At 67.0% G+C, this 21,619-nt stretch carries 20 protein-coding genes; 8 read left to right on the forward strand and 12 right to left on the reverse strand.

Annotation, left to right across the window (positions count from 1 at the left end; translation table 11 throughout):
• Window positions 1-6 precede the first annotated feature (6 nt).
• From DI041_RS03280 to hutI, 5 genes are all read right to left on the reverse strand, one after another.
• The gene (locus tag DI041_RS03280; RefSeq protein WP_136638236.1) at window positions 7-1,443 is read right to left on the reverse strand and encodes a serine hydrolase; all 1,437 of its coding nucleotides are present in this window, start codon (window positions 1,441-1,443) and stop codon (window positions 7-9) included.
• Window positions 1,444-1,592: 149 nt separating this feature from the next.
• On the reverse strand, window positions 1,593-3,260 hold the full coding sequence (gene hutU / locus DI041_RS03285) for a urocanate hydratase (protein WP_046986812.1): 1,668 nt from the start codon (window positions 3,258-3,260) through the stop codon (window positions 1,593-1,595).
• Window positions 3,257-4,111, reverse strand: coding sequence for an N-formylglutamate deformylase (gene hutG / locus DI041_RS03290; RefSeq protein WP_046986813.1), 855 nt, complete (start codon window positions 4,109-4,111; stop codon window positions 3,257-3,259). The genes hutU and hutG overlap by 4 nt, the downstream gene beginning before the upstream one ends.
• Window positions 4,108-5,649 (reverse strand): histidine ammonia-lyase, encoded by a 1,542-nt coding sequence (hutH, locus tag DI041_RS03295; protein WP_136638235.1) that lies wholly within the window; start codon window positions 5,647-5,649, stop codon window positions 4,108-4,110. The genes hutG and hutH overlap by 4 nt, the downstream gene beginning before the upstream one ends.
• Window positions 5,646-6,869 (reverse strand): imidazolonepropionase, encoded by a 1,224-nt coding sequence (gene hutI, locus DI041_RS03300; protein ID WP_136638234.1) that lies wholly within the window; start codon window positions 6,867-6,869, stop codon window positions 5,646-5,648. Before hutI ends, hutH begins: the two co-directional genes overlap by 4 nt.
• A gap of 67 nt (window positions 6,870-6,936) precedes the next feature.
• On the opposite strand from hutI, the gene DI041_RS03305 reads away from it, so the two are divergent.
• Window positions 6,937-8,307, forward strand: a complete 1,371-nt coding sequence (locus DI041_RS03305) for a formimidoylglutamate deiminase (RefSeq protein ID WP_136638233.1) — start codon at window positions 6,937-6,939, stop codon at window positions 8,305-8,307.
• A gap of 28 nt (window positions 8,308-8,335) precedes the next feature.
• Complete coding sequence (gene hutC / locus DI041_RS03310; RefSeq protein WP_136638232.1) at window positions 8,336-9,064, forward strand: histidine utilization transcriptional repressor HutC; 729 nt, start codon at window positions 8,336-8,338, stop codon at window positions 9,062-9,064.
• Window positions 9,065-9,221: 157 nt separating this feature from the next.
• Here hutC and DI041_RS03315 read toward each other — a convergent pair whose 3' ends face one another.
• From DI041_RS03315 to DI041_RS03325, 3 genes are all read right to left on the reverse strand, one after another.
• Window positions 9,222-10,226, reverse strand: coding sequence for a restriction endonuclease (locus DI041_RS03315; RefSeq protein ID WP_046987521.1), 1,005 nt, complete (start codon window positions 10,224-10,226; stop codon window positions 9,222-9,224).
• 236 nt (window positions 10,227-10,462) lie between these two features.
• Window positions 10,463-10,954 (reverse strand): phasin family protein, encoded by a 492-nt coding sequence (locus DI041_RS03320; protein ID WP_046987520.1) that lies wholly within the window; start codon window positions 10,952-10,954, stop codon window positions 10,463-10,465.
• Between the two features lie 80 nt (window positions 10,955-11,034).
• Window positions 11,035-11,310 carry a polyhydroxyalkanoic acid system family protein gene (locus DI041_RS03325; protein ID WP_005410185.1) on the reverse strand — a complete coding sequence of 92 codons (276 nt, stop codon included), beginning with the start codon at window positions 11,308-11,310 and terminating at the stop codon, window positions 11,035-11,037.
• Between the two features lie 125 nt (window positions 11,311-11,435).
• Here DI041_RS03325 and DI041_RS03330 point away from each other — a divergent pair, with 125 nt between their 5' ends.
• The 4 genes from DI041_RS03330 to aroA all read left to right on the forward strand — a co-directional run bounded on the left by DI041_RS03330 (window position 11,436) and on the right by aroA (window position 16,281).
• A complete protein-coding gene (locus DI041_RS03330; RefSeq protein WP_046987519.1) occupies window positions 11,436-12,242 on the forward strand; it encodes an FHA domain-containing protein in 807 nt (268 codons plus the stop codon).
• Between the two features lie 318 nt (window positions 12,243-12,560).
• Window positions 12,561-13,646, forward strand: a complete 1,086-nt coding sequence (gene serC, locus DI041_RS03335) for a 3-phosphoserine/phosphohydroxythreonine transaminase (protein ID WP_136638231.1) — start codon at window positions 12,561-12,563, stop codon at window positions 13,644-13,646.
• 51 nt (window positions 13,647-13,697) lie between these two features.
• On the forward strand, window positions 13,698-14,897 hold the full coding sequence (gene pheA, locus DI041_RS03340) for a prephenate dehydratase (protein ID WP_046987517.1): 1,200 nt from the start codon (window positions 13,698-13,700) through the stop codon (window positions 14,895-14,897).
• Between the two features lie 76 nt (window positions 14,898-14,973).
• On the forward strand, window positions 14,974-16,281 hold the full coding sequence (gene aroA, locus DI041_RS03345; RefSeq protein WP_046987516.1) for a 3-phosphoshikimate 1-carboxyvinyltransferase: 1,308 nt from the start codon (window positions 14,974-14,976) through the stop codon (window positions 16,279-16,281).
• 212 nt (window positions 16,282-16,493) lie between these two features.
• Here aroA and DI041_RS03350 read toward each other — a convergent pair whose 3' ends face one another.
• Both DI041_RS03350 and DI041_RS03355 read right to left on the reverse strand, forming a co-directional pair.
• Window positions 16,494-17,066 (reverse strand): energy transducer TonB, encoded by a 573-nt coding sequence (locus DI041_RS03350; RefSeq protein WP_046987515.1) that lies wholly within the window; start codon window positions 17,064-17,066, stop codon window positions 16,494-16,496.
• A gap of 119 nt (window positions 17,067-17,185) precedes the next feature.
• Complete coding sequence (locus tag DI041_RS03355; RefSeq protein WP_136638230.1) at window positions 17,186-17,824, reverse strand: energy transducer TonB; 639 nt, start codon at window positions 17,822-17,824, stop codon at window positions 17,186-17,188.
• A 113-nt stretch (window positions 17,825-17,937) separates the two neighbouring features.
• On the opposite strand from DI041_RS03355, the gene serS reads away from it, so the two are divergent.
• Entirely contained in the window at window positions 17,938-19,218 is a 1,281-nt protein-coding gene (gene serS / locus DI041_RS03360) for a serine--tRNA ligase (RefSeq protein WP_136638229.1), read from the forward strand.
• Window positions 19,219-19,323: 105 nt separating this feature from the next.
• On the opposite strand, the gene DI041_RS03365 is transcribed toward serS, so the two are convergent.
• Together DI041_RS03365 and DI041_RS03370 are read right to left on the reverse strand one after the other, a co-directional pair.
• The gene (locus DI041_RS03365) at window positions 19,324-19,674 is read right to left on the reverse strand and encodes an SH3 domain-containing protein (protein WP_046987637.1); all 351 of its coding nucleotides are present in this window, start codon (window positions 19,672-19,674) and stop codon (window positions 19,324-19,326) included.
• A gap of 238 nt (window positions 19,675-19,912) precedes the next feature.
• Window positions 19,913-20,500, reverse strand: coding sequence for an FMN-dependent NADH-azoreductase (locus DI041_RS03370; protein WP_136638228.1), 588 nt, complete (start codon window positions 20,498-20,500; stop codon window positions 19,913-19,915).
• A gap of 125 nt (window positions 20,501-20,625) precedes the next feature.
• On the opposite strand from DI041_RS03370, the gene DI041_RS03375 reads away from it, so the two are divergent.
• A complete protein-coding gene (locus tag DI041_RS03375; protein ID WP_006375981.1) occupies window positions 20,626-21,618 on the forward strand; it encodes a LysR family transcriptional regulator in 993 nt (330 codons plus the stop codon).
• Window position 21,619 lies beyond the last annotated feature (1 nt).

Genomic DNA, 21,619 nt, shown 5'->3' on the forward strand with positions numbered 1-21,619 from the left:
AGAAGGTTACGGCGAGGGCTTGGCCAGCGCTTTGGCCTTGGCATACAGCCGGTCAGCCGTTTCCTTCTCACCCAGCGCGGCGTGGCATTCCGCGAGGCTGTCCCACGCATTGGCCGAATTCGGATACAGCTTGGTATTGAGAGCGAACACCTTCACCGCCTTGCGTGCCCCGAGGCTTTCGCGGACCGCGTACGCATCGGCATTGATCGCGCGCTCCAGTTCGCTGGCAGCAACCTTATTGCTGTCGCGCAGCCAGCGATGCACTGCTTCGGCCGCATCGTCACTGTCATCCAGCGCATACGCGATCAGCCGCTCGGACAGCACCGCATGCGGGAACTCCCGCGGTGCGGCGACCGCCATCGTGCTCTCCACCAGCGTGCTCGACCAGACATTGCGTGCGCTGCCGTTGGTCAGGTACACGAACACCCAGTAACCGCTGGCCAGCGAGCCCTTGTAGGCCAGCCGCGCACGTACACGGGTACCGCCATCGTGACCAACCTGGGTGTAGCCGTCGCTGCGGGTGGTGTCCCAACCGGTGGAGAAGAAATTGCTGCCGCCACCGCTCAGTTTCTGCGGCTGCCAGAGTTTTTCCAGGGTCGCCGTGCGCAGCAGCTTGCCGGTCGCCAGCGCCTGCAGGAAACGGTTCATGTCGCCCACGGTGGTCTGCAGGTCGGCATGGCCCCAGCCGTAGTCCGGCCAGGGATCTTCATTGGCCGGCTGCAATGCGCCGTCTTTGCCGATGTACGGCACCGCCGCGCGTTGGGATGGCACGCTGGCGACGCCCCACGAGGTGCTGGTCATCTTCAATGGCAGCAGGATGCGTTCGCGTGCGATGGCTGGGTAAGGCTTGCGATAGTGTGCTTCCAGCAACGCCGTCAGCACCAGGTAGTTGGCCTGCGTGTACTGCACGCGGCTGCCGGTGGCGAACTGCATCGGCGCCGCCGCAGCCACCTTCAGCGCAGCGGCAAGATCGGGCGCCACACCGGTGTAGCCCTTGCTCACCCAGCGGTTGTCCACCCGGTCGTAGTACTCGGCGATGCCGGAGCTATGGTTGAGGAAATCGCGCACGTGGATCGCCTGCCAGGCTGCGGGCAGGTCAGGCACGTAGCGGCCGGCGGGTGCATCCAGATCCACCTTCCCCTGGTCTACCAGCTGCATCACCAGCGAGCTGGTCAGCAGCTTGGCCATCGACTGCGCGGCGAAGATGGTATCGACGGTGGCGGGTGCATGGGCAGCGGGATCGCGTTCGCCGCTGGCGCCTTGGTAAAGCACCTTGCCGTTGTGTGCGACCAGCACTGCCTGGCCGGCGATACCGTAGCGCCCGCGGTTGCTCTGAAGTTGGGCGTCGAGCTGAGTAGAGAGAGCGGTGGGGACGTCACGTGCCGAGGCGGGCAGGGCGATGGCCAGGGCACAGAGCAATGCAGCTGCAAGGGTGCGGTACATCGCGGTGATCCGTCAGCGGTGATGGCGCATGTTGGTCACGGCGGAAGGCCGGGTCAAGGGCACCGATTCCCGCATCAGGGAGAGCCGGCCAGCGGCCGGCACTACCCTGTATTTCCGGTAGTGCCGGCCGCTGGCCGGCAACGCCGCGATCAGCCGAGAATCCCCGGCAGATCCAGTCCCTTTTCCTTCGCGCAGTCGATTGCGATCTCATAGCCCGCGTCAGCATGGCGCATCACGCCGGTGGCCGGGTCGTTCCACAGCACACGTCCAATACGCTTCGCAGCCGCTTCGGTGCCGTCGCAGACGATCACCATGCCGGCGTGCTGCGAGAAGCCCATGCCGACGCCGCCACCGTGGTGCAGCGACACCCAGGTCGCGCCGCTGGCGGTGTTGAGCAGGGCGTTCAGCAGCGGCCAGTCGGAGACCGCATCGGAGCCGTCGGCCATCGCTTCGGTTTCGCGGTTCGGCGAGGCGACGCTGCCGCTGTCCAGGTGGTCACGGCCGATCACCACCGGCGCCTTCAATTCACCATTGGCGACCATTTCGTTGAAGGCCAGACCCAGACGATCGCGGTCACCCAGGCCCACCCAGCAGATGCGCGCCGGCAGGCCCTGGAACTTGATCTTCTCGGCGGCCATGTCGAGCCAGCGGTGCAGGTGCGGGTTGTCCGGAATCAGTTCCTTCACCTTGGCGTCGGTCTTGGCGATGTCTTCCGGATCGCCGCTCAGTGCCGCCCAACGGAACGGGCCGATGCCACGGCAGAACAGCGGGCGGATGTAGGCCGGCACGAAACCGGGAAAGTCGAAGGCATTGGTCACGCCTTCTTCCAGCGCCATCTGCCGCAGGTTGTTGCCGTAGTCCACGGTCGGCACGCCCAGCGCGTGGAAGCCGAGCATGGCGCGGATATGGTTGGCCATCGACGCGCGCGCGGCCTTTTCCACTTCCTTGGGGGCGGAAACGCGCTTCTCATCCCACTGCTCGACCGTCCAGCCCTGCGGCAGGTAGCCGTTCACCGGGTCGTGCGCGGAGGTCTGGTCGGTCAGCAGGTCCGGCTTCACGCCGCGCTTGAGCAGTTCGGCCAGCACGTCGGCCACATTGCCCAGCAATCCCACCGACTTCGGCGTGCCAGCCTTGCACGACTCGTCGATCAGGCGCAGTGCTTCGTCCAGGTTGTCGGTCCAGGTATCCAGGTAGCCGGTACGCAGGCGCATTTCGATGCTGCTCTTGCGGCATTCCACTGCCAGGCAGGAGGCGCCGGCCATCACTGCGGCCAGCGGCTGCGCGCCACCCATGCCACCCAGACCGCCAGTGAACAGCCACTTGCCAGCCAGGCTGCCGTTGTAGTGCTGGCGGCCCATTTCCACGAAGGTCTCGTAGGTGCCCTGCACGATGCCCTGCGCGCCGATGTAGATCCAGCTGCCGGCGGTCATCTGGCCGTACATGGCCAGGCCCTTCTTATCCAGTTCGTTGAAGTGGTCCCAGTTGGCCCAGCGCGGCACCAGGTTGGAATTGGCGATCAGCACGCGCGGCGCATCGGCGTGGGTGCGGAACACGCCCACCGGCTTGCCTGACTGCACCAGCAGGGTCTGGTCATCGTCCAGGCGCTTGAGCGTTTCGACGATGGCATCAAAGCTCTCCCAGTCGCGCGCAGCGCGGCCGATACCGCCGTACACCACCAGTTCCTGCGGGCGCTCGGCCACGTCCGGGTGCAGGTTGTTCATGAGCATGCGCAACGGCGCTTCGGTCAGCCAGCTCTTGGCGTTGAGCGTGGTGCCGGTCGGCGCGGCGATGGTGCGGGACGGGTCGTTGCGGGTCATGCGGCGCTCCGGTTCGTAGCGAATTCAAGGCAGGCGTTGAGCACCTGCGCCAGAGTGTGGCGCAGCGGTGCAGCGTGGTCGGGGTCGAGCGGGGTGGGCCAGCTGTGCTCGTCCACCTGGTCGGGCAGGGGTTCGTGCATGTAGCCACGGCAGGCCAGCTCCATCTGCAGGCTGTGCACACCGCCGGCGATGTTGCTGTAGTGGCGGGTGATCCAGCCACCCTTGAAGCGGCCGTTGCGCACCTGGCTCATGCCACTGATCTTCAGCAGGTTTTCCACTACGTCGCTCAGAGCGTTGTCGCAAGACGTATCCGGAGCACCGGAGGGACCAGCGGTGCCGAGATTGAACTGCGGCAGCTCACCCTCGAACAGGTGCGGGATATGCGAGCGGATCGAGTGCGCGTCGTACACCACCACGGTGCCATGGCGAGCACGCAGGCGCGTAATCTGCGTGGCCAATGCATCGTGGTAGGGCAGGAAATAGGTATCACGACGGCGAGTAATTTCTGCTTCGTCCGGCTCGCGGCCGGCGTGATACAGCGGCTGGTTGTCGAAGGTGGTCAGCGGGCACAGGCCGGTGGTGTTCTGGCCGGGGTACAGCGACACGCCGCTGGGATCGCGGTTGAGATCGATCACCGAACGCGAGATCGCCGAACGCACGGTAGTCGCGCCCATGCCGCGCGCGAAGTCATACAGGTCATGTACCCACCAGTCGGCATCGCGGCGGGCCAGCCACGGCGAGTGGTAGTCGCCGATCAGGTCGTGCGGCAGCTCGCTGCCGGTATGCGGAAAGCTGACGATCAACGGGGCATCACCTTCGTGCACCGTCAGCCATTCAGGGCGGGCATTCATGCCTGGGGCTCCACGGTTGGCAACAGATCGGACAAGCCCTGCGCCAGCGCGCCGCTGCGCACCAGGTTGGTGGCGGTCACCATGTCAGGATGGAAGTAGCGGTCTTCTTCCAGCGTCGGTACCTGCGCACGCAGGGTGGCGCGCACGGTTTCCAGCGCGGCGCTGGAGCGCAGCGGCGCGTGGAAGTCGCAGCCCTGCGCGGCGGCCAGCAGCTCGATGCCGATCACGTTGGCGGCGTTCTCGGCCATCTGCATCAGGCGGCGCGCACCGTGCGCGGCCATCGACACATGGTCTTCCTGGTTGGCCGAGGTCGGGATCGAATCAACACTGGCCGGGTAGGCGCGCTGCTTGTTTTCCGAGACCAGCGCAGCGGCGGTCACCTGCGGAATCATGAAGCCGGAATTCAGGCCCGGGCGCGGGGTCAGGAACGCAGGCAGACCGGACAGCGCCGGGTCCACCAGCATCGCCAGGCGGCGCTCGCTGATCGAACCGATCTCGCACACCGCCATCGCCAGCATGTCGGCGGCGAAGGCCACCGGCTCGGCGTGGAAATTGCCACCGGACAGCGCTTCACCGGTCTCGGTGAATACCAGCGGATTGTCGGAGACGCCGTTGGCTTCGATTTCCAGCGTGGTCGCTGCCTGGCGCAGGATGTCCAGTGCCGCGCCCATCACCTGTGGCTGGCAGCGCAGGCAGTACGGGTCCTGCACGCGCACGTCGTTGTCGCGGTGCGATTCGCGGATGCCCGAGTCCAGCATCAAGCTGCGCAGGGTGGCAGCGGTTGCGATCTGACCGCGCTGCCCACGCAGCGCATGGATACGCGGATCGAACGGCGTATCCGAGCCCTTGGCCGCTTCCACCGACAGCGCGCCGGTGACCAGTGCGGCCTGGAATACAGTCTCGATCTCGAACAGACCGGCCAGCGCATAGGCGGTGGAGAACTGGGTGCCGTTGAGCAGCGCCAGGCCTTCCTTCGCACCCAGCTCGATGGGCTGCAGGCCAGCACGTGACAGTGCATCGATCGCCGGCAGGCGTTCGTCTCCGATGAAGGCTTCGCCCACGCCCAGCATCACGCTGGCCAGGTGCGAGAGCGGCGCCAGATCGCCGGAGGCACCGACCGAGCCCTGTGCGGGCACTACCGGCAGCACGTCCTTGACCAGCATCGCTTCCAGCAACAGCAGGGTCTCCTCGCGCACGCCCGAAGCGCCCTGGGCCAGGCTCACCAGCTTCAGCGCCATCATCAGCCGCACCACGTTGGCCGGCATCGGCTCGCCCACGCCGGCGGCATGCGAGAGCACGATGTTCCGCTGCAGGGTGGCCAGGTCTTCGCGCTCGATGCGCACGCTGGCCAGCTTGCCGAAGCCGGTGTTGATGCCATACACCGGCGCGCCCTTGGCGACGATGGCAGCCACGGTCGCGGCACTGGCACGCACGGCCGGCAGCGCGGCCGGGTCCAGTGCAAGCGGTGCACCGCGATAGGCCTGCCGCCACTGGGCGAGGGTGACATGGCCGGGGCGAAGAACCAGGGTGTTGCTCATGTGTTGCTCCAGGAGGCAGGCAGGTCGGGCTGTCCGCGCACCACGCGCGCGTGCAGCGGGTTGAATCCAATGCGATAGACCAGGTCGGCGGGGGCGTCGATGTCCCAGATCGCCAGGTCGCAGTTCATGCCGATGGCGAGGCGACCGATGCGATCGCCACGGCCCAGTGCGCGCGCTGCTTCACGGGTGAAGCCGGCGATGCATTCGTCCACGGTCAGGCGGAACAGGGTGGCGCCCATGTTCATCGTCAGCAGCGGACTGGTCAGCGGAGAGGTGCCCGGGTTGCTGTCGGTGGCCAGCGCCAGCGGCACGCCGGCCGCACGCAGCGCGGCGATCGGCGGCAGGGTGGTGTCGCGGGTGAAGTAGAACGCGCCCGGCAGCAGTACGGCGACGGTACCGGCGGCGGCCATCGCGGCAATGCCGGCGTCGTCCAGGTGTTCGATATGGTCGGCCGACAGCGCACCGAAACCGGCCGCCAGTTCGGCGCCATGCTGGTTGCTCAGCTGTTCGGCATGGATCTTGATCGCCAGCCCATGCGCACGCGCAGCGTCGAATACCTGACGGGCCTGCGCCGGCGAGAACGCGATGTTCTCGCAGAAGATGTCCACGGCCTCGGCCAGGCCTTCTGCAGCGATGGCCGGAATCATCACCTCGCATACTTCATCGATGTATTCCTGCGCCTCGCGACCGGGCGGCACCGCGTGCGCACCGAGGAAGGTCGGCACCACGTTCACCCGGCATTCCTCGCCCAGCGCTCGTGCCACCTGCAACTGCTTGCGCTCGTCCTGCAGGGTCAGGCCGTAGCCGGACTTGATCTCGATGGTGGTTACGCCTTCGGCGCGCATCGCCAGCAGGCGCGGCCGGCTCTCGCGTGCCAACTGCTCTGGCGAGGCAGCACGGGTGGCGCGCACCGTAGAGACGATACCGCCACCAGCACGGGCGATCTCGGCATAGCTCACGCCCTGCAGGCGCTGCTCGAATTCGTTGGCGCGGTTGCCGGCGTAGACCAGGTGGGTGTGGCAATCGATCAGACCAGGCGAGATCCATCGGCCTTCGCCGTCGATGCGGGTGGTCGGCTGCAGTTGGGCATCGCTGCCGGCGGGGCCGACATGCACGATGCGGCCATCGGTGGCGGCCAGTACTCCATCGCGCAGGACACCCAGGCCCTCGCCATCGAGGGTCATCAGGTGGACGTTGGACCAGAGGGTATCGACGTGCATGGCATCCACAACGCAGCTGTGCTTATATGTCTATACAATATAGGCGTCCAATTCGGGTTGTCCAGCCATGTCCGATTCGCGTCCCGCGCACTCCTTCCATGCCGCCCACGCCCTGCTGGCCGACGGCTGGGCCGCCGACGTCCGCCTGCAGGTGCAGAACGGGCGCATCGCCGAGGTCACGCGTGGGCAGGCTTCGCAGCAAGGCGATACCCGCGTGGGCATCCTGGTGCCGGGCCTGCCGAACCTGCACAGCCACGCCTTCCAGCGCGGCATGGCCGGCCTGACCGAGATCGGTGGCGGCGACGGCGACAGTTTCTGGAGCTGGCGCGAACTGATGTACCGTTTCCTGGCCCATCTGCGCCCGGATGCAGTGCAGGCCATCGCCGCCCAGGCCTACATGGAAATGCTGGAAAGCGGCTTCACCCGTGTCGGCGAATTCCACTACCTGCACCACGATGCCGATGGCCGCCCCTACGCCGATCGCGCCGAGATGAGCGCGCAGATTGCAGCTGCAGCCGCGCAGACCGGCATCGGCCTGACCCTGCTGCCGGTCTTCTATGCACACGCCGATTTCGGTGGGGCGCCGCCGAACCCGGCACAGCGCCGCCTCATCCATGACGTCGAAGGGTTCGCGCAGCTGCTTGATGGCGCCCGCACCGCGCTGGCCACGCTGCCCGATGCGGTGCTGGGCATCGCCCCGCACAGCCTGCGCGCGGTGACGGGCGAGGAGCTGAGCGCGCTGCTGCCGCTGACCGACGGCCCGGTACACATCCATATCGCCGAGCAGGTGCGCGAGGTCGAAGCCTGCCTGGCATGGAGTGGCCAGCGACCGGTGCAGTGGCTGTACAACCATGCGCCTGTCGACGCGCGCTGGTGCCTGGTGCATGCCACGCACATCACCGACGACGAGCGTGCGCAGATGGTCGCCAGCAGGGCCGTGGCCGGCCTGTGCCCGATCACCGAGGCGAATCTGGGCGACGGCCTGTTCCCGATGCAGGCCTTCGCGCGCGAGGGCGGACGCTTCGGTGTCGGCTCCGATTCCAACGTGCTGATCGATGCCGCAGAAGAGCTGCGCCTGCTGGAATACGGCCAGCGGCTGGCCCTGCGAGGTCGCAACGTGTTGGCCCCGGATGCTGGCCGCAGCACCGGGCGCTTCCTGTTTGAAGGGGCATTGCAGGGCGGTGCACAGGCGCTTGGCGTGGCTGCCGGCCTGCTGGTGGGTGCCAGCGCAGACATGGTTGAACTGGATGCCGCGCACCCCGCGTTGCAGGCGCGACACGGTGACGCATGGCTTGACAGCTGGGTGTTCGCCGCACGTAATGGCGCGCTGCGATCGGTCTGGCGCCATGGCCGCCAGTGCGTGGCCGAGGGCCGCCACCTGCAGCGCGAGGCCATCACTACCGCCTTCGCCGCTGCCCTGCGTGGCGTGCTGGGCTGATCGCCTCCCACCATCGAGACCCCACTACGTGAAGGCCAGCAAGTCCGCCACGCTCAACCAGCGCATCCGCAGCGACCTGGAAAGCCGCATCCTCAGCGGGGAGTGGGCGCCGGGCTTCCGTATTCCGTACGAGCACGAACTGATGGAGCAGTACGGGTGCTCGCGGATGACAGTGAACAAGGTGCTGACAGCGCTGGCCGAGAGCGGCATGATCGAGCGCCGCCGTCGCGCTGGCTCGTTCGTGGCGCGGCAGCCCCCGCACCTGGAGCAGGTGGCGCTGGAGATTCCCGATATCGCGATGGAAGTCGGCTCGCGCGGCCATCAGTACGCGTATCGTCTGCTGCAGCGCGACCTGCGCCTGGCCGATGCCGGCAATGCCGGTGAAGTCGAGCTGGCCGGCCAGGAAAACCTGCTGGCGATGCGCTGCCTGCATCTGGCCGACGGCCGCCCGCTGGCACTGGAACATCGCCTGATCAGCCCGGTGGGTGTGCCCGAGGTGCTGGACGTCGATTTCAACACCACCGCGCCGGGTAGCTGGCTGTTGCAGAACGTGTCGTGGACCCGCGCCCAGCACCGCATCAGCGCCTGGGGCGCGGACACCGCCACCGCCAAGCTGCTGGACGTGAAGCCCGGCACCGCCTGTCTGGTGATCGAGCGCCTTACCTGGCGCGGCGAACAGCCGATCACCCGTGTGCGCCAGGTGTTCCTCGGCGACGCCTGGGACCTGGTCGCGCGCTTCGCGCCTGGGGCGCGCTAGGGTCGACCCCGCTCGCGCATCTCGCAGCATTGGGCTGAACAGGCGCCATGTAGAGCCGAGCCAATGCTCGGCTGCTGTTCGCGCGATGCGATTGAGTCGAGCGTGGCTCGACTCCACAAGGGCATCCACGCATGGCGTTGATCTACGGACACCCCAATCAATACGTAGCGCACTGCCGCCAGCGTACGGGCTCATCCACGCCGGGGCGGGCGTTGAGCTGGATGCGCACGTTGCGCAGGGCGGGGTAGTGCAGCACTTCCTCGCAGACCCGCGGCCACACCGCGTCCAGCTCGCCGGTGCGGTTGATCGCCAGCGTCTGCCGGGTCAGCCAGACACCGCTGGCAATACCGGGCTTGCCGGCCAAGGCACGGGACAGATCGGCCTGGAAGCGCTCCAGCGTGGCGGCATCCGGGTTGGGGTTGCTGCGCGCGTCGGTTGAGGGCGTGGCCGGTGCAGGCGCAGCGGCCGGTGGCCTGGTAGCGGGGGCCGGCTCGGGCGCCGCTTCAACCGCAGGCGCAACGGGCGCGGGGGCGACCGGCACCTCCGCAACGAGCGGGGCGTCCTGCACATGCAGGCCCTGCAGGCTCAGTCCCACCAGCAGGCCCAGCGTCACCGAACCCAATGCGGCAATGGCAATGCGACGCAGCGCCTCATGACGGGCACTGGCACGCACACGGGCTTCGATATCAACCGGCAGATAGGGCTGCAGCAGCGGCCACAGACGCGGGCCGTCCAGCACCTCGACCGCCTGCTTCTCGGCGGCGCTGCGGCCGTCGCGTTCCATCCGGCCTTCGGTCAGCAGCACACCGCCGCGGGCGCCGGCCAGGCGGGCCGCCGCACCCAGTTCGTTCACTGCGGCGGTGCCGATGCGATAGGCCAGGCCGTGCTTGCACGAGACCAGCCAACTGTTGGGGCCGTCGCTCAGCAGGAAATCACTGCTGGGTTCGCGTGACTCCTCGGTGGGGTCGTTCAGTTCTCGCAGGCCGCGCTGCTCGCGCAGCATGCGTTTGACCAGTACGGAGAACTCGCGCCAATGCATGCCGGCCAGGGCCTGCAGGCCCAGTTGCATCTCCTTTTGTCGCCGCTTGATCCACCACAGATAGACAACGGCCAGGGAACAGGTAAGCAGGGCCGACAGCAGGGCCAGGATCCAAGGGAGCATGCAGGAGGTGCGCGGAAGGGGCGAATGCGGAGAACGACAGTGTAAAGGTCGCACCGTGCCGCTGGGTCAGGAGGATCCTGACAGGAAGCGTGATGGAACGCGCAGATCGGCGTAGAGCGGGCATGAAAAACCCGCCAATCCTGAAGCCGTGAGGGGAGGGAACAAACGGCAGCCGAAGCGATTGGCGGGTTGCTCGCGATTGTCGATCAAATTTTATTGCATTGCAACAATTGCTGTCAGGGCACGCTGCCAGGGGATTGATGGCTGCCCGGCGCCGGTGCATCGATGTCTGAGGCGGCGCGGTTTTCCAGCTTGGCCAAGCGCGCCTGCAACGCGTCGATGCGGGCCTCCAGCGCGGTCACTTCGTCGGCGGTGGGGACATGCAGGCGCTTGAGCACGCCCTGCACCTGGTCATCGAAGGCCTTCTCGACCTTGGTCCACGTGCCGGAGGCCTTTTCGCGGGCCTCGTCCAGCGACGATTCGACATTGTCACGCCAACCGGGAGGCTGTTCGCCATTGCGTTCACGACGGCGGGCCTCCCAGGCTTCGCCTTCCTTGACCAGGCCATCGAAGAATCGGCCGCCTTCGGCCTGGGCGCGGCCCAGGGCACCCAGGCCGGCCAGCCATACCTGTTGTGCCGAGTCGCTCAACTTGCGCGAGAAGCGCTCAGCCTGGTCACCGAAAGAGGCGTCGTCGTCGCGGCGGTCGTCATTTTCGTAGCGGTTCATCGCACTTCCCGTGGGAGTTGGGCCTGACCCGAGAGTAGCGCGTGACGGCGTTGCACGGTCGTGACGGTCGCCGCCGGGGTTCAGCCCAGCTTTTCCTTCAGCACGCGCTGGATCTCGCCTTCGACCATGCCTTTCATCGCCGACAGCAGGAAGCCCAGCTTGGCGGTCACGCGCACGGCGCCCGGTTGCAGTTCGATCGCGCCGTCCACACCGCTGCCGGAAAAGTTCAGCACGTCGGCGGCCCAGGACGACTTCAGGCCGAAGCGCTCGGACAGTTTGGCGGCAACCTGTTCGATCGCGGCGCGCGCCTGTGCGTCGGGCAGGGCGTGGGCGTGGCGGACATCGATGGTGGACATGCAGGCTCCTGGCGCAAAGCGGGGATGATCAATGAGGGCGAGCATTGTGCGCATCGAGGGCCTTCGCGCCAAGCGCTCATCGTGGGTTCTTCTTCGGGGGCGACCAACCTGCTAGGCTGCGCCGCGTGCAGAACCTGCTTGTTCACTTCAGCCAACAACAACAGCCCGACCAGCCGCTGCGGCCCGGGGTGCAACGCATCGTGCGCCAGGCAAACGGCAGCGTGCGGCTGGGCGATGCCGGCAACGGTGCCCTGCTGCTGGCCCAGTTCTGCATGGACGATCGCGGCCTTTGGCTGCAGGTCGGCAACGGCATCCGCGGCATCCATGTGAACGGTCGCCCGGTGCGGCGCATGGCCCTGTTGCGTGCAGGCGATGCGGTGTACGTGGATGGCGTGGAAATGGTCCTGCAGGGCGAGGTCGAGAGCCTGCTGCAGGCGCCCGCGCCCAACAGCGATGGTGGTAACGACGAGCAGCAGCGCCTGCTGCGCGGCGTCGGCGGCCTGCATCATGGCCGCAGCTTCACGTTGTCGCGAACCCGCCTGGTCGGTCGCGGCGGTGACGCCGACATCGAGATCAATGAACCGGCCTTCGCCGAACAGCACGCCCGTGTGGAAGTGCATGGCGAGCGCGTGCTGCTGCGCGACCTGGGCAGCGCCGAGGGCACCCGGGTCAACGGCGTGGCCGTGCGCCACTGCTGGCTGCAGGCGGGCGACCAGGTAGTGTTCGATGGCCAGCATCGGTTCGTGCTGGAAGTGCCGCACGACCCGCGGCGGCGCCCGCTGCCGGACGAGGACGACTCCAGCCAGGACACCGAGCAGGCGCCGGTGTTGCCGGCCGCCCCGCGCAAGGTCCGGCGCTGGCCGTGGCTGCTGGTCAGTGCGCTGCTGCTGGCGGCGGTGCTCAGCCTGCTGCTCTGGTTCGGCGCGCGCTGATCCTGCATTCGCCGGGCATGGCCCGGCGCTATCGGGACGGTGCTCATCTCCCCGCTCCTGGTAGGTGCCGACCTTGGTCGACACGTTCCTTCGGTGGTCATGACGCCTGACAGCACACTGCTTTGGTAGGTGCCGACCTTGGTCGGCACGCTCTCTAGGTGGGGATGACGCCTGACGGCGTACGCCGACCAATGTCGGCGACTACCGGCGCCATGCTGGCGGTCAATGGATTCCAATGAAACCAAATTTCCCTTGCCGCACAAGGCCGCAAGGCTGGTGCACTGCGGCATACTAGGGGTCTTGCCCCACAGGTGTGACATGACGCGCGCGTTCAACTTCAGTGCCGGCCCTGCAACCTTGCCGGAATCGGTCCTGCGCCAGGCGCAGGCGGAAATGCTGGACTGGCACGGTAGCGGTGCCTCCATCGTCGAAATGAGCCATCGCGGCGCGGAATTCATGTCCGTGGCCGCCGAAGCCGAGGCCGACCTGCGGCGCCTGCTCGACATCCCCGAAGACTATGCGGTGCTGTTCCTGTCCGGTGGTGCCACCACCCAGCAGGCGCTGATCCCGCTCAACTTCGCCGCCCCCGGCCAGCGGGCCGACTATGTGGTCAGTGGCCACTGGGGCAAGACCGCAGTCAAGCAGGCCGGTGTCTACGTCGACGTCAATATTGCCGCCAGCAGCGAGGCCAACGGCTACCGCACGCTGCCGCCGCGCGCCGACTGGCAGCTCTCGCCTGATGCCGCTTACGTGCACCTCACCGCCAACGAGACCATCCACGGCGTCGAGTTCCGTGACGTGCCTGATACCGGCGACGTGCCGCTGGTGGCCGACTTCAGCTCGTCCATCGCCAGTGAGCCGTTGGACGTGCGCCGCTATGGCGTGATCTACGCTGGAGCGCAGAAGAACCTCGGCCCGGTCGGCATCGCGGTGATGATCATCCGCCGCGATCTGCTGGAGCGCAGCGGCCAGCCGCGGGCGGACATCTTCGATTACCGCTCACACGTCGCTCGCGACTCGATGCTCAACACCCCTCCCACCTGGAACTGGTACCTGGCCGGCCTGGTGTTCAAGTGGATGCTGGCCGAAGGCGGCGTGGCCGAGTTCGCCAAGCGCAACGCCGCCAAGGCCGCGCTGGTGTACGGCACCATCGACGGTTCCGGTGGCTTCTACCGCAACGAGGTCGCGCATGCGGCACGTTCGCGGATGAACATCCCGTTCTTCCTGCCTGATGCCGAGCTCGATGCCCGCTTCGTCGCCGAAGCCAAGGCCGCTGGCCTGCTGGCGCTGAAGGGACACAAGGTGGTCGGGGGCATCCGCGCCTCGCTGTACAACGCCATGCCGCTGGCCGGGGCCGAGGCGCTGGTCGCCTTCATGGCCGATTTCCAGCAGCGTCACGGCTGAGCAATGAACGGCGCGCACCGTTGGGTGCGGGCCCCGTAACAAGGAACTCCGATGGCAAGCAGCAAATCCAGCAAGAAGGCGCCGAAGAAGGCCGAACCGGCCAAGGACAGCGCGTCCACCAAGGCGAAGAGCAAGGCCAAGGCCGCCTCGAATCCGGCGCCCACCCTGGCGCCGCTGGCGCTGGCCGATGTGCGCTCGAAGATCGACCAGATCGACCGCGACATCCAGAACCTGATCGCCGAGCGCGCACGCTTTGCCCACCAGGTCGGCAAGGCCAAGGGCAAGCTCGCCGCCGCCGTCGACTACTACCGCCCCGAGCGCGAAGCGCAGGTGCTGCGCATGGTGGTGGACCGCAACGAAGGCCCGCTCAGCGATGAGCTGCTGGTGCACGTCTACCGCGAAATCATGTCGGCCTGCCTGGCCCAGCAGGAGCCGCTGAAGATCGGCTACCTCGGCCCGGAAGGCACCTTCAGCCAGCAGGCCGTGCTCAAGCACTTTGGCCGCTCGGCGCTGGGCCTGCCGATGGCCAGCATCGAAGAAGTGTTCCAGGAAGTGGAAGCGGGCAGCGCCGATTTCGGCGTGGTGCCGGTGGAGAATTCCGGGCAGGGCACCATCCAGATCACCCTGGACATGTTCCTGACCTCCAACCTGAAGATCTGTGGCGAAGTGGAACTGCGCGTGCAGCAGTACCTGATGTCGCGCAGCGGCCGCATCGAGGACATCGAGCGCATCTACGCGCACCCGCAGTCGTTCATGCAGACCTCGGCCTGGCTGCGCGCCAACCTGCCGAAGGCCGAGAAGATTCCGGTCTCGAGCAATGCCGAAGGTGCGCGTCGTGCGCGCAATGCCGACGACGCGGCGGCCATCGGTGGCGAGAGCGCCGGCCACGTATATGGCCTGAAGAAGGTGGTCACCAAGCCGATCCAGAACGATGCCGACAACACCACCCGCTTCCTGGTAGTGGGCCGCAACATCTTCCCGACCTCCGGCCACGACCGCACCTCGGTACTGGTGTTCATCCATGACAAGCCTGGTGCGCTGTTCGATGTGCTCAGCCCGTTCGCCCGCCACGGCATCAGCATGAACCGCATCGAGTCGCGCCCGTCGCACCACGGCAAGTGGGAATACGGCTTCTTCATCGACCTGGCCGGCCACATCGACGACGCGCCGATGCAGGCCGCTCTGGCCGAACTGGAAGCGCACTCGGCGCAGATCAAGGTACTCGGCTCCTATCCGGTGGCCGTGCCCTGATTGCTGCTGCGGTGGCTGCGGCTGCCGCTCCCTGATGCATCGCCGGTGCTGCCGGCGTTTACGGAACGATCGAACGATGAGCAACGCGCAACACTGGATCGCCCGCAAGGGCCAGCCGCTGCAGGGCAGCCTGACCATTCCCGGCGACAAGTCGGTCTCGCACCGCTCGGTGATGTTCGCCGCGCTGGCCGATGGCACCTCGCATATCGAGGGTTTCCTGGAAGGCGAAGATACTCGCGCCACTGCGCGCATCTTCAGCCAGCTGGGCGTGCGCATCGAGACCCCAAGCCCGTCGCAGCGCATCGTGCACGGCGTCGGTATCGACGGCCTGAAAGCACCGGATGCACCGCTGGACTGCGGCAACGCCGGTACCGGCATGCGCCTGCTGGCCGGCCTGCTGGCGGGCCAGCCATTTGACTGCACGCTGATCGGTGATGAATCGCTGTCCGGACGCCCGATGCGCCGCGTCACCGGCCCGCTGTCGCAGATGGGCGCGAAGATCGACACCCAGGATGACGGCACGCCGCCGCTGCACGTGCATGGCGGGCAATCGCTGCACGGCATCGACTTCGCCTCGCCGGTGGCCAGCGCGCAGATCAAGTCGGCGGTGCTGCTGGCCGGCCTGTATGCGCAGGGCGAAACCAGCGTGGTGGAACCGCACCCGACCCGCGACTACACCGAGCGCATGCTCTCTGCATTCGGGGTGGAGATCGAATTCTCGCCAGGCAAGGCCCGCCTGCGTGGCGGCCAGCGCCTGCGTGCCACCGACATCGTGGTGCCCGCCGATTTCTCCTCGGCCGCGTTCTATCTGGTGGCTGCCAGCATCATTCCCGGCTCCGAACTGCGCCTGAAGCAGGTCGGCCTGAATCCGCGTCGCACCGGGTTGCTGCACGCGCTGCGCCTGATGGGTGCGGATATCACCGAAGAGAACCCGGCCGAGCAGGGCGGTGAACCGGTGGCAGACCTGGTGGTGCGCTACGCGCCGCTGAAGGGTGCGCGCATTCCGGAGGAGTTGGTGCCGGACATGATCGACGAGTTCCCGGCGCTGTTCGTGGCCGCTGCGGCCGCCGAAGGGCAGACCGTGGTAAGTGGTGCTGCCGAACTGCGAGTGAAGGAATCCGATCGTCTTGCCGCAATGGCGACCGGCCTACGCGCGCTGGGCATGCAGGTGGACGAAACTGAAGATGGCGCAACCCTGCACGGCGGTGTACGCCTGGGTAGTGGCACCATCGAAAGTCACGGCGACCATCGCATCGCCATGGCGTTTGCCATTGCCGGCCAGATCAGTGACGGCGAAGTGCGCATCAACGACATCGCCAACGTCGCCACCTCCTTCCCGGATTTCGACGGACTGGCGCGCGGGGCCGGGTTCAATCTAGGCTGAGCGGTACCGAATCCGCCGGGCCAGGCCCGGTGGATTGCGCGCCCCGGTAGCTGCCGACCTTGGTCGGCACGCTTCCATCACCCGGTGGGTGCCAACCCTGGTTGGCACGCTCACATCGCCCGGTAGGTGCCAACCTTGGTTGGCAGACGTCTCCGCATAAAAGGACGGAGGCCGAAGCCTCCGTCGAAACATCACGAACCCCTCGTCCGCGATCAACGCTGCTCGGTACGGAAATCCACCGGAACCCGCACCACGCTTGCTACGGCACGGCCTTCATGCATTGCCGGCTGGAACTTCCAGTTCTGCACGGTGTTGAGCACCGCACGATCCAGGTCACGGCTGCGCTCGCCGCTGCGCGAGACGATCGCAGCGTTGGCGACATTGCCGCGGGTATCGACATTCAGGCTTGCGATCACGCTGCCCTGCACGCCACTGCGCAGTGCGGCAGCGGGGTAGGTAGGCATGCGATTGCTGGCCAGCGGGCGTGCTTCACGATTACGCACCACTGGCGCAGCCTTGCGCTGGCTTGAGGCCGGGGCGGCCTGGCGCGTTGCAGGTGCCGCTGCATCGATCGCCGCAGCCTGCTCAGGGGCCGGCAAAATGCGCTCACCGACCGGTGCCGGCGCCACATCTTCCTGGTTGGAGTAACGCAACCAGAGCAGGGCGGCAGCAAACATCGCCACGATCAGCGCAATCCACATCCAGGGCGAGGTGGGCGTGTGCTGTGCGCTGGAATCCTGCGGCAGATGCGGCGAGTGGAGGTTCTCGTGGGTGGTGGCAGTCATCGCAAACTCCTTCCGTCACTTGGCGACGTGGGAAGTGTTGCCCGAGCCACGGACGAGGAGTGTCAGCGTTGCGTCAACGCCACCGGCAGGGTTCAGTTTGCCTGCCGGAAAGCGTTCAGTTACTGCGTCTTGAAGTCGAACGGCACCTCAATGCTGCCCGGTACGGCCTGGCCGTTGCTCTGTGCCGGAGTGAAGCGCCAGCGCCGCACGGCGTCGGTGGCGGCACGGTCGAGCTCGCGTGAGCCGCTGCGCTGGATCAGCGTGGTGTTGTTCGGGTAGCCGGTGGCATCTACGTCCACGCGCACCACCACGGTACCTGTCTCGCCGGCACGCAGGGCGGCGGCAGGGTAGGAGGGAGGCGGCGACTGGCCGGCAATCGGCATCGGCTGGCTGTTGCCGGTCGCGGCCGGCGCCGCGCCCGGGGCGGCCGGGGCCGGCTCGGCGATCGGGGCGGGCGGCGGCGGAGCGGTTTCGACCAGCTTCGGCGCTTCTTCCTCCACCGGTGCCGGCTTGGCGTCAGGCATGTCGCTGGAACCGGCCGCAGCGGCCAACGGTTCCGGCAGGGGCTCGACCTGGGCGGTTTCCTGCGGGGTCTGCGCGGCCGGGTCGGCGCGGAAGAACTCCTTGTCACGACCGGTCAACCAGACCAGCACGAACAGCAGCACGCCCACACCGAAGGCGATGCCGGCGATCTTCAGGGCGTTGCGCGGGATATGCACAGTGAACGACTTGGCGGGCGACGAGCGAGGTGCAGACATGGACCAGACCAGTACGGAATGGCTCGATTCTGCCACGGCGGGAATGAACCGGGCGGCAGAAATCCGTATAACAGGCGATAATCCCGTTCCTGATACCCACCACGACACCTGCCATGCTTGATCCAGCCCTGCTCCGCCACCAGCCCGCCGACCTCGCCGAACGCCTGCGCACCAGCCGCGGCTTCGAGCTCGACGTGTCTGCCCTGGAGTCCCTGGAGGCAGATCGCAAGCGCATCCAGGTGCGGACCCAGGAGCTGCAGAGCCTGCGTAACAGCCGTTCCAAGGCCATCGGCCAGGCCAAGGCCAAGGGCGAGGACGTCTCGGCCATCATGGCTGAGGTCGCCGCGTTCGCCGACGAGCTGAAGGCTTCGGAAGTGGCGCTGGACGAGCTGCGCGAGAAGATCGACGCCATCTCGATGGGTATCCCGAACCTTCCGGCTGATGACGTGCCGGCCGGTGCCGATGAAAGCGAGAACGTCGAGCAGTCGCGCTGGGGCACCCCGCGCCAGTTCGACTTCAAGGTGCTGGACCACGTTGAGCTGGGCGCACGCAACGGTTGGCTGGACGGCGAAACCGCGGCCAAGCTGTCCGGTTCGCGCTTCACCGTGCTGCGCGGCCCGATCGCGCGCCTGCACCGTGCCCTGGCCCAGTTCATGGTCGACCTGCACACCGGTGAGCACGGCTACGAGGAAACCAACGTACCGCTGCTGGTCAATGCCGATTCGCTGCGCGGCACCAGCCAGCTGCCGAAGTTCGAGGACGACCTGTTCAAGACTGCCGTGGGCGACTCCACGCGCTACCTGATCCCGACCTCGGAAGTGCCGCTGACCAACATCGTGCGTGACGAGATCGTCGATGCCGAACGCCTGCCGCTGCGCATGACCGCCCATTCGATGTGCTTCCGTGCCGAGGCTGGCAGCGGTGGTCGCGACGTGCGCGGCATGATCCGCCAGCACCAGTTCGAGAAGGTCGAGCTGGTTTCGATCAGCCGCCCGGAAGACAGCGACGCCGAACACCAGCGCATGACCCGCTGCGCCGAAGTGGTGCTGGAGAAACTGGGCCTGCCGTACCGCAAGGTGCTGCTGTGCACCGGCGACATGGGCTTCTCGGCCATCAAGACCTACGATCTGGAGGTCTGGCTGCCGTCGCAGGAGACCTACCGCGAGATTTCCTCGTGCTCGAACTGTGGTGACTTCCAGGCCCGCCGCATGCAGGCCCGCTGGCGTAACCCCGCCACGGGCAAGCCGGAACTGGCGCACACGCTGAACGGCTCGGGCGTGGCCGTGGGCCGCGCGATGATCGCGGTGATGGAGAATTACCAGAACGCCGACGGCAGCATCACCGTGCCGGAGGCCCTGCGCCCGTACATGGGGGGGCTGGAAACCATCGGCTGATTCCCTGATCGGGTGGGTGCCATGCTTGCATGGCACCGTATCCACGCATGGCGTGGATCTACAATGCGGGCTACTTCCTCGCCATGCGTGGATGAACCACCGCGATCACTCCACGGCGCGCACCTTCTCCAACGGCACCCATCCGGGCTCGCCCGTCTCCGGCACGCACCACGCCCAGCCATTGAGCGTGTGTTGCCCGCGCAGCATCTGCCCTGGATCCACATCCAGTTCGCGCGCACAGTAGTCCACCGTGGCAAACGCGCCACCCTGCGCATCGCGGCCGATCACCGGCGCCGGCACGAATCCGGGCTGCTGGCCCTCGGCTTCGCACAGGAACCAGTCTTCCCAGCCCTCCGGGCCCTCATAACGTTCGCCGACCACCAGTGCCTGGCCACGGCGCAGGGTGATCGGGTGCGGAAATTCGCTGCGATGTGCAGTGGTCACGATGTAGTCCATGAACCACTGTACCGCTTCCGCCGGGCATGGCCCGGCGCTACCAGAGCCGGCCGGACCATGCCGGCACCTGCACGGGCAGCGCCGGGCCATGCCCGGCGGGCAAGAATCGGCATGCAAAAAAAGCGGCCCCGCAATGCGGGGCCGCCAGGGTGGGCCGGGATGGGGGAGGGGATCCCGGCCCGCGTTCAGCGCCCAGACGAGGAGAGAGCGGCGCCGAACGCTGGAACGCTGGAACGTGTTACGCCGCGGCGGCTTCAGCCGCTTGGTGCGACGGCAGCGCTGCCAGCGCACCGGCAATCGCGTCTTCGCGGTGCTGTGGCGAATAGGCAATGCCCTCGGCACGCACGAACTCGATGTCGTTGATGCCCCAGAAGGCGAACGTCTGGCGCAGGAAGGGCTCCTGGAAGTCCGCCGGCGAATCGGTGTAGATGCCGCCACGGCTGCTGACCACGATCACCCGCTTGCCACCGGCCAAGCCCACAGGGCCGTTCTCGGTGTACTTGAAAGTGCGGCCGGCCACGGCGACGCGGTCGATCCAAGCCTTCAGGGTGGAGGGGATGCTGAAGTTGTACATCGGCGCGCCGATCACCACGATGTCAGCTGCCAGGAACTGCTCGAGCACCTGTTCAGCCTCGGCGGCTTCGGCCACGTCGGTCTTGGCCAGCGAACCACTGCGCAGATGCGGTACCGGATTGGCGTCAAGATCGCGATAATCGACCTGCAGGCCTTCGACCTGCTGCTTGAACCGGGCCACCACGGCGGCGGTCAGGTGGCGGGAGACGGAGTTCTCGCCAAGCACGCTGGCGTCGAGATGCAGAAGCTTCATGGCAGTCACCTATGTTCTGGAGGGAAGGGCGGGTGGCCCCGCCGACGGAGAGAACGATAGGTTGTTGCAAAGGCGGGATAAAGGTGTTTGAATGCCACGTATTGTTCTAGATATGGAACTCGGGCATGCATGACCTGAATGACCTGTACTACTTTGCGATGGTGGTCGACCACGGTGGATTCGCCGCCGCCGAGCGCGCTCTGGGTATCCCCAAGTCGCGCCTGAGCCGCCGCATCAGCCAGCTGGAAACCGACCTGGGCGTGCGCCTCCTGCAGCGCTCCACGCGCCGTTTCGCGGTGACCGACGTTGGTACCAGCGTGCATCGCCACGCGCAGACGATGCTGGCCGAGGCGCAGGCCGCACGCGAGGTGGTGGATCGCCTCAGTGCGGAACCGCGCGGCCTGGTGCGTGCCAGCGTGCCGGTATCGCTGGCGCAGATGCAGCTGCCCAAGCTGCTGCCCAAGTTCCTCGAGCAGTACCCGAAGGTGCGGCTGCAGCTGAACATCAGCAACCGCCGCGTGGACATCATCAATGAAGGCTACGACGTGGCCCTGCGCGTGCGTTCGCGCCTGGACGACGACGGCAGCCTGGTGATGCGCAGCTTCGGCCAGGTGCAGGAACTGCTGGTGGCCAGCCCGAAGTACCTGGACCGTGCGGGACGCCCGAAGGATCCTGAAGAGCTGACCCAGCACGTCACCCTCAGCATCAGCGAAGACGAAGCCCGCCAGCGCTGGGAGCTGCATGGCCCGGAAGGCGAAGTGCGCCGGGTCGACCTGCAGCCGCGCGTGGCCGGTTTCGACTTCCCGCTGCTGCAGAGCATGGTGAAGGACGGTTTCGGCATCACCATGCTGCCGGAAACCGTGTGCGCCGATGCGGTGCGCAACGGCGAATTGGAAGTAGTGCTGCCGGACTGGTCGCTGCCGCAGGGCGTGTGCCATGCCGTGTTCGCCTCGCGCCGCGGCCTGCTGCCGGCGGTGCGCGTGTTCATCGACTTCCTGGCCGAGCACCTGCCGCCGCAGCTGGAGGCCTCGCGCCTGGATTGCGGTGGCGCCTGTGAAAAGGCCAAGGAGCGGATCAAGGCCAGTGCACTGGGTGCGCTGGCAGTGGATGCCGGCTGAG

Origin of the sequence: Stenotrophomonas maltophilia (assembly GCF_004920835.1) — a bacterium.
Lineage (GTDB): Bacteria > Pseudomonadota > Gammaproteobacteria > Xanthomonadales > Xanthomonadaceae > Stenotrophomonas > Stenotrophomonas maltophilia_AQ.

Excerpts from the sequence above, each read along its gene's own strand:
- serC (WP_136638231.1), top strand. The coding sequence starts at position 12,561 with ATGACGCGCGCGTTCAACTTCAGTGCCGGCCCTGCAACCTTGCCGGAA.
- pheA (WP_046987517.1), top strand. The coding sequence starts at position 13,698 with ATGGCAAGCAGCAAATCCAGCAAGAAGGCGCCGAAGAAGGCCGAACCG.
- hutH (WP_136638235.1), bottom strand. The coding sequence starts at position 5,649 with ATGAGCAACACCCTGGTTCTTCGCCCCGGCCATGTCACCCTCGCCCAG.
- aroA (WP_046987516.1), top strand. The coding sequence starts at position 14,974 with ATGAGCAACGCGCAACACTGGATCGCCCGCAAGGGCCAGCCGCTGCAG.
- hutG (WP_046986813.1), bottom strand. The coding sequence starts at position 4,111 with ATGAATGCCCGCCCTGAATGGCTGACGGTGCACGAAGGTGATGCCCCG.
- DI041_RS03350 (WP_046987515.1), bottom strand. The coding sequence starts at position 17,066 with ATGACTGCCACCACCCACGAGAACCTCCACTCGCCGCATCTGCCGCAG.
- DI041_RS03355 (WP_136638230.1), bottom strand. The coding sequence starts at position 17,824 with ATGTCTGCACCTCGCTCGTCGCCCGCCAAGTCGTTCACTGTGCATATC.
- DI041_RS03365 (WP_046987637.1), bottom strand. The coding sequence starts at position 19,674 with ATGGACTACATCGTGACCACTGCACATCGCAGCGAATTTCCGCACCCG.
- DI041_RS03375 (WP_006375981.1), top strand. The coding sequence starts at position 20,626 with ATGCATGACCTGAATGACCTGTACTACTTTGCGATGGTGGTCGACCAC.
- DI041_RS03305 (WP_136638233.1), top strand. The coding sequence starts at position 6,937 with ATGTCCGATTCGCGTCCCGCGCACTCCTTCCATGCCGCCCACGCCCTG.
- DI041_RS03280 (WP_136638236.1), bottom strand. The coding sequence starts at position 1,443 with ATGTACCGCACCCTTGCAGCTGCATTGCTCTGTGCCCTGGCCATCGCC.
- serS (WP_136638229.1), top strand. The coding sequence starts at position 17,938 with ATGCTTGATCCAGCCCTGCTCCGCCACCAGCCCGCCGACCTCGCCGAA.
- hutI (WP_136638234.1), bottom strand. The coding sequence starts at position 6,869 with ATGCACGTCGATACCCTCTGGTCCAACGTCCACCTGATGACCCTCGAT.
- DI041_RS03325 (WP_005410185.1), bottom strand. The coding sequence starts at position 11,310 with ATGTCCACCATCGATGTCCGCCACGCCCACGCCCTGCCCGACGCACAG.
- hutU (WP_046986812.1), bottom strand. The coding sequence starts at position 3,260 with ATGACCCGCAACGACCCGTCCCGCACCATCGCCGCGCCGACCGGCACC.
- DI041_RS03370 (WP_136638228.1), bottom strand. The coding sequence starts at position 20,500 with ATGAAGCTTCTGCATCTCGACGCCAGCGTGCTTGGCGAGAACTCCGTC.
- DI041_RS03315 (WP_046987521.1), bottom strand. The coding sequence starts at position 10,226 with ATGCTCCCTTGGATCCTGGCCCTGCTGTCGGCCCTGCTTACCTGTTCC.
- DI041_RS03320 (WP_046987520.1), bottom strand. The coding sequence starts at position 10,954 with ATGAACCGCTACGAAAATGACGACCGCCGCGACGACGACGCCTCTTTC.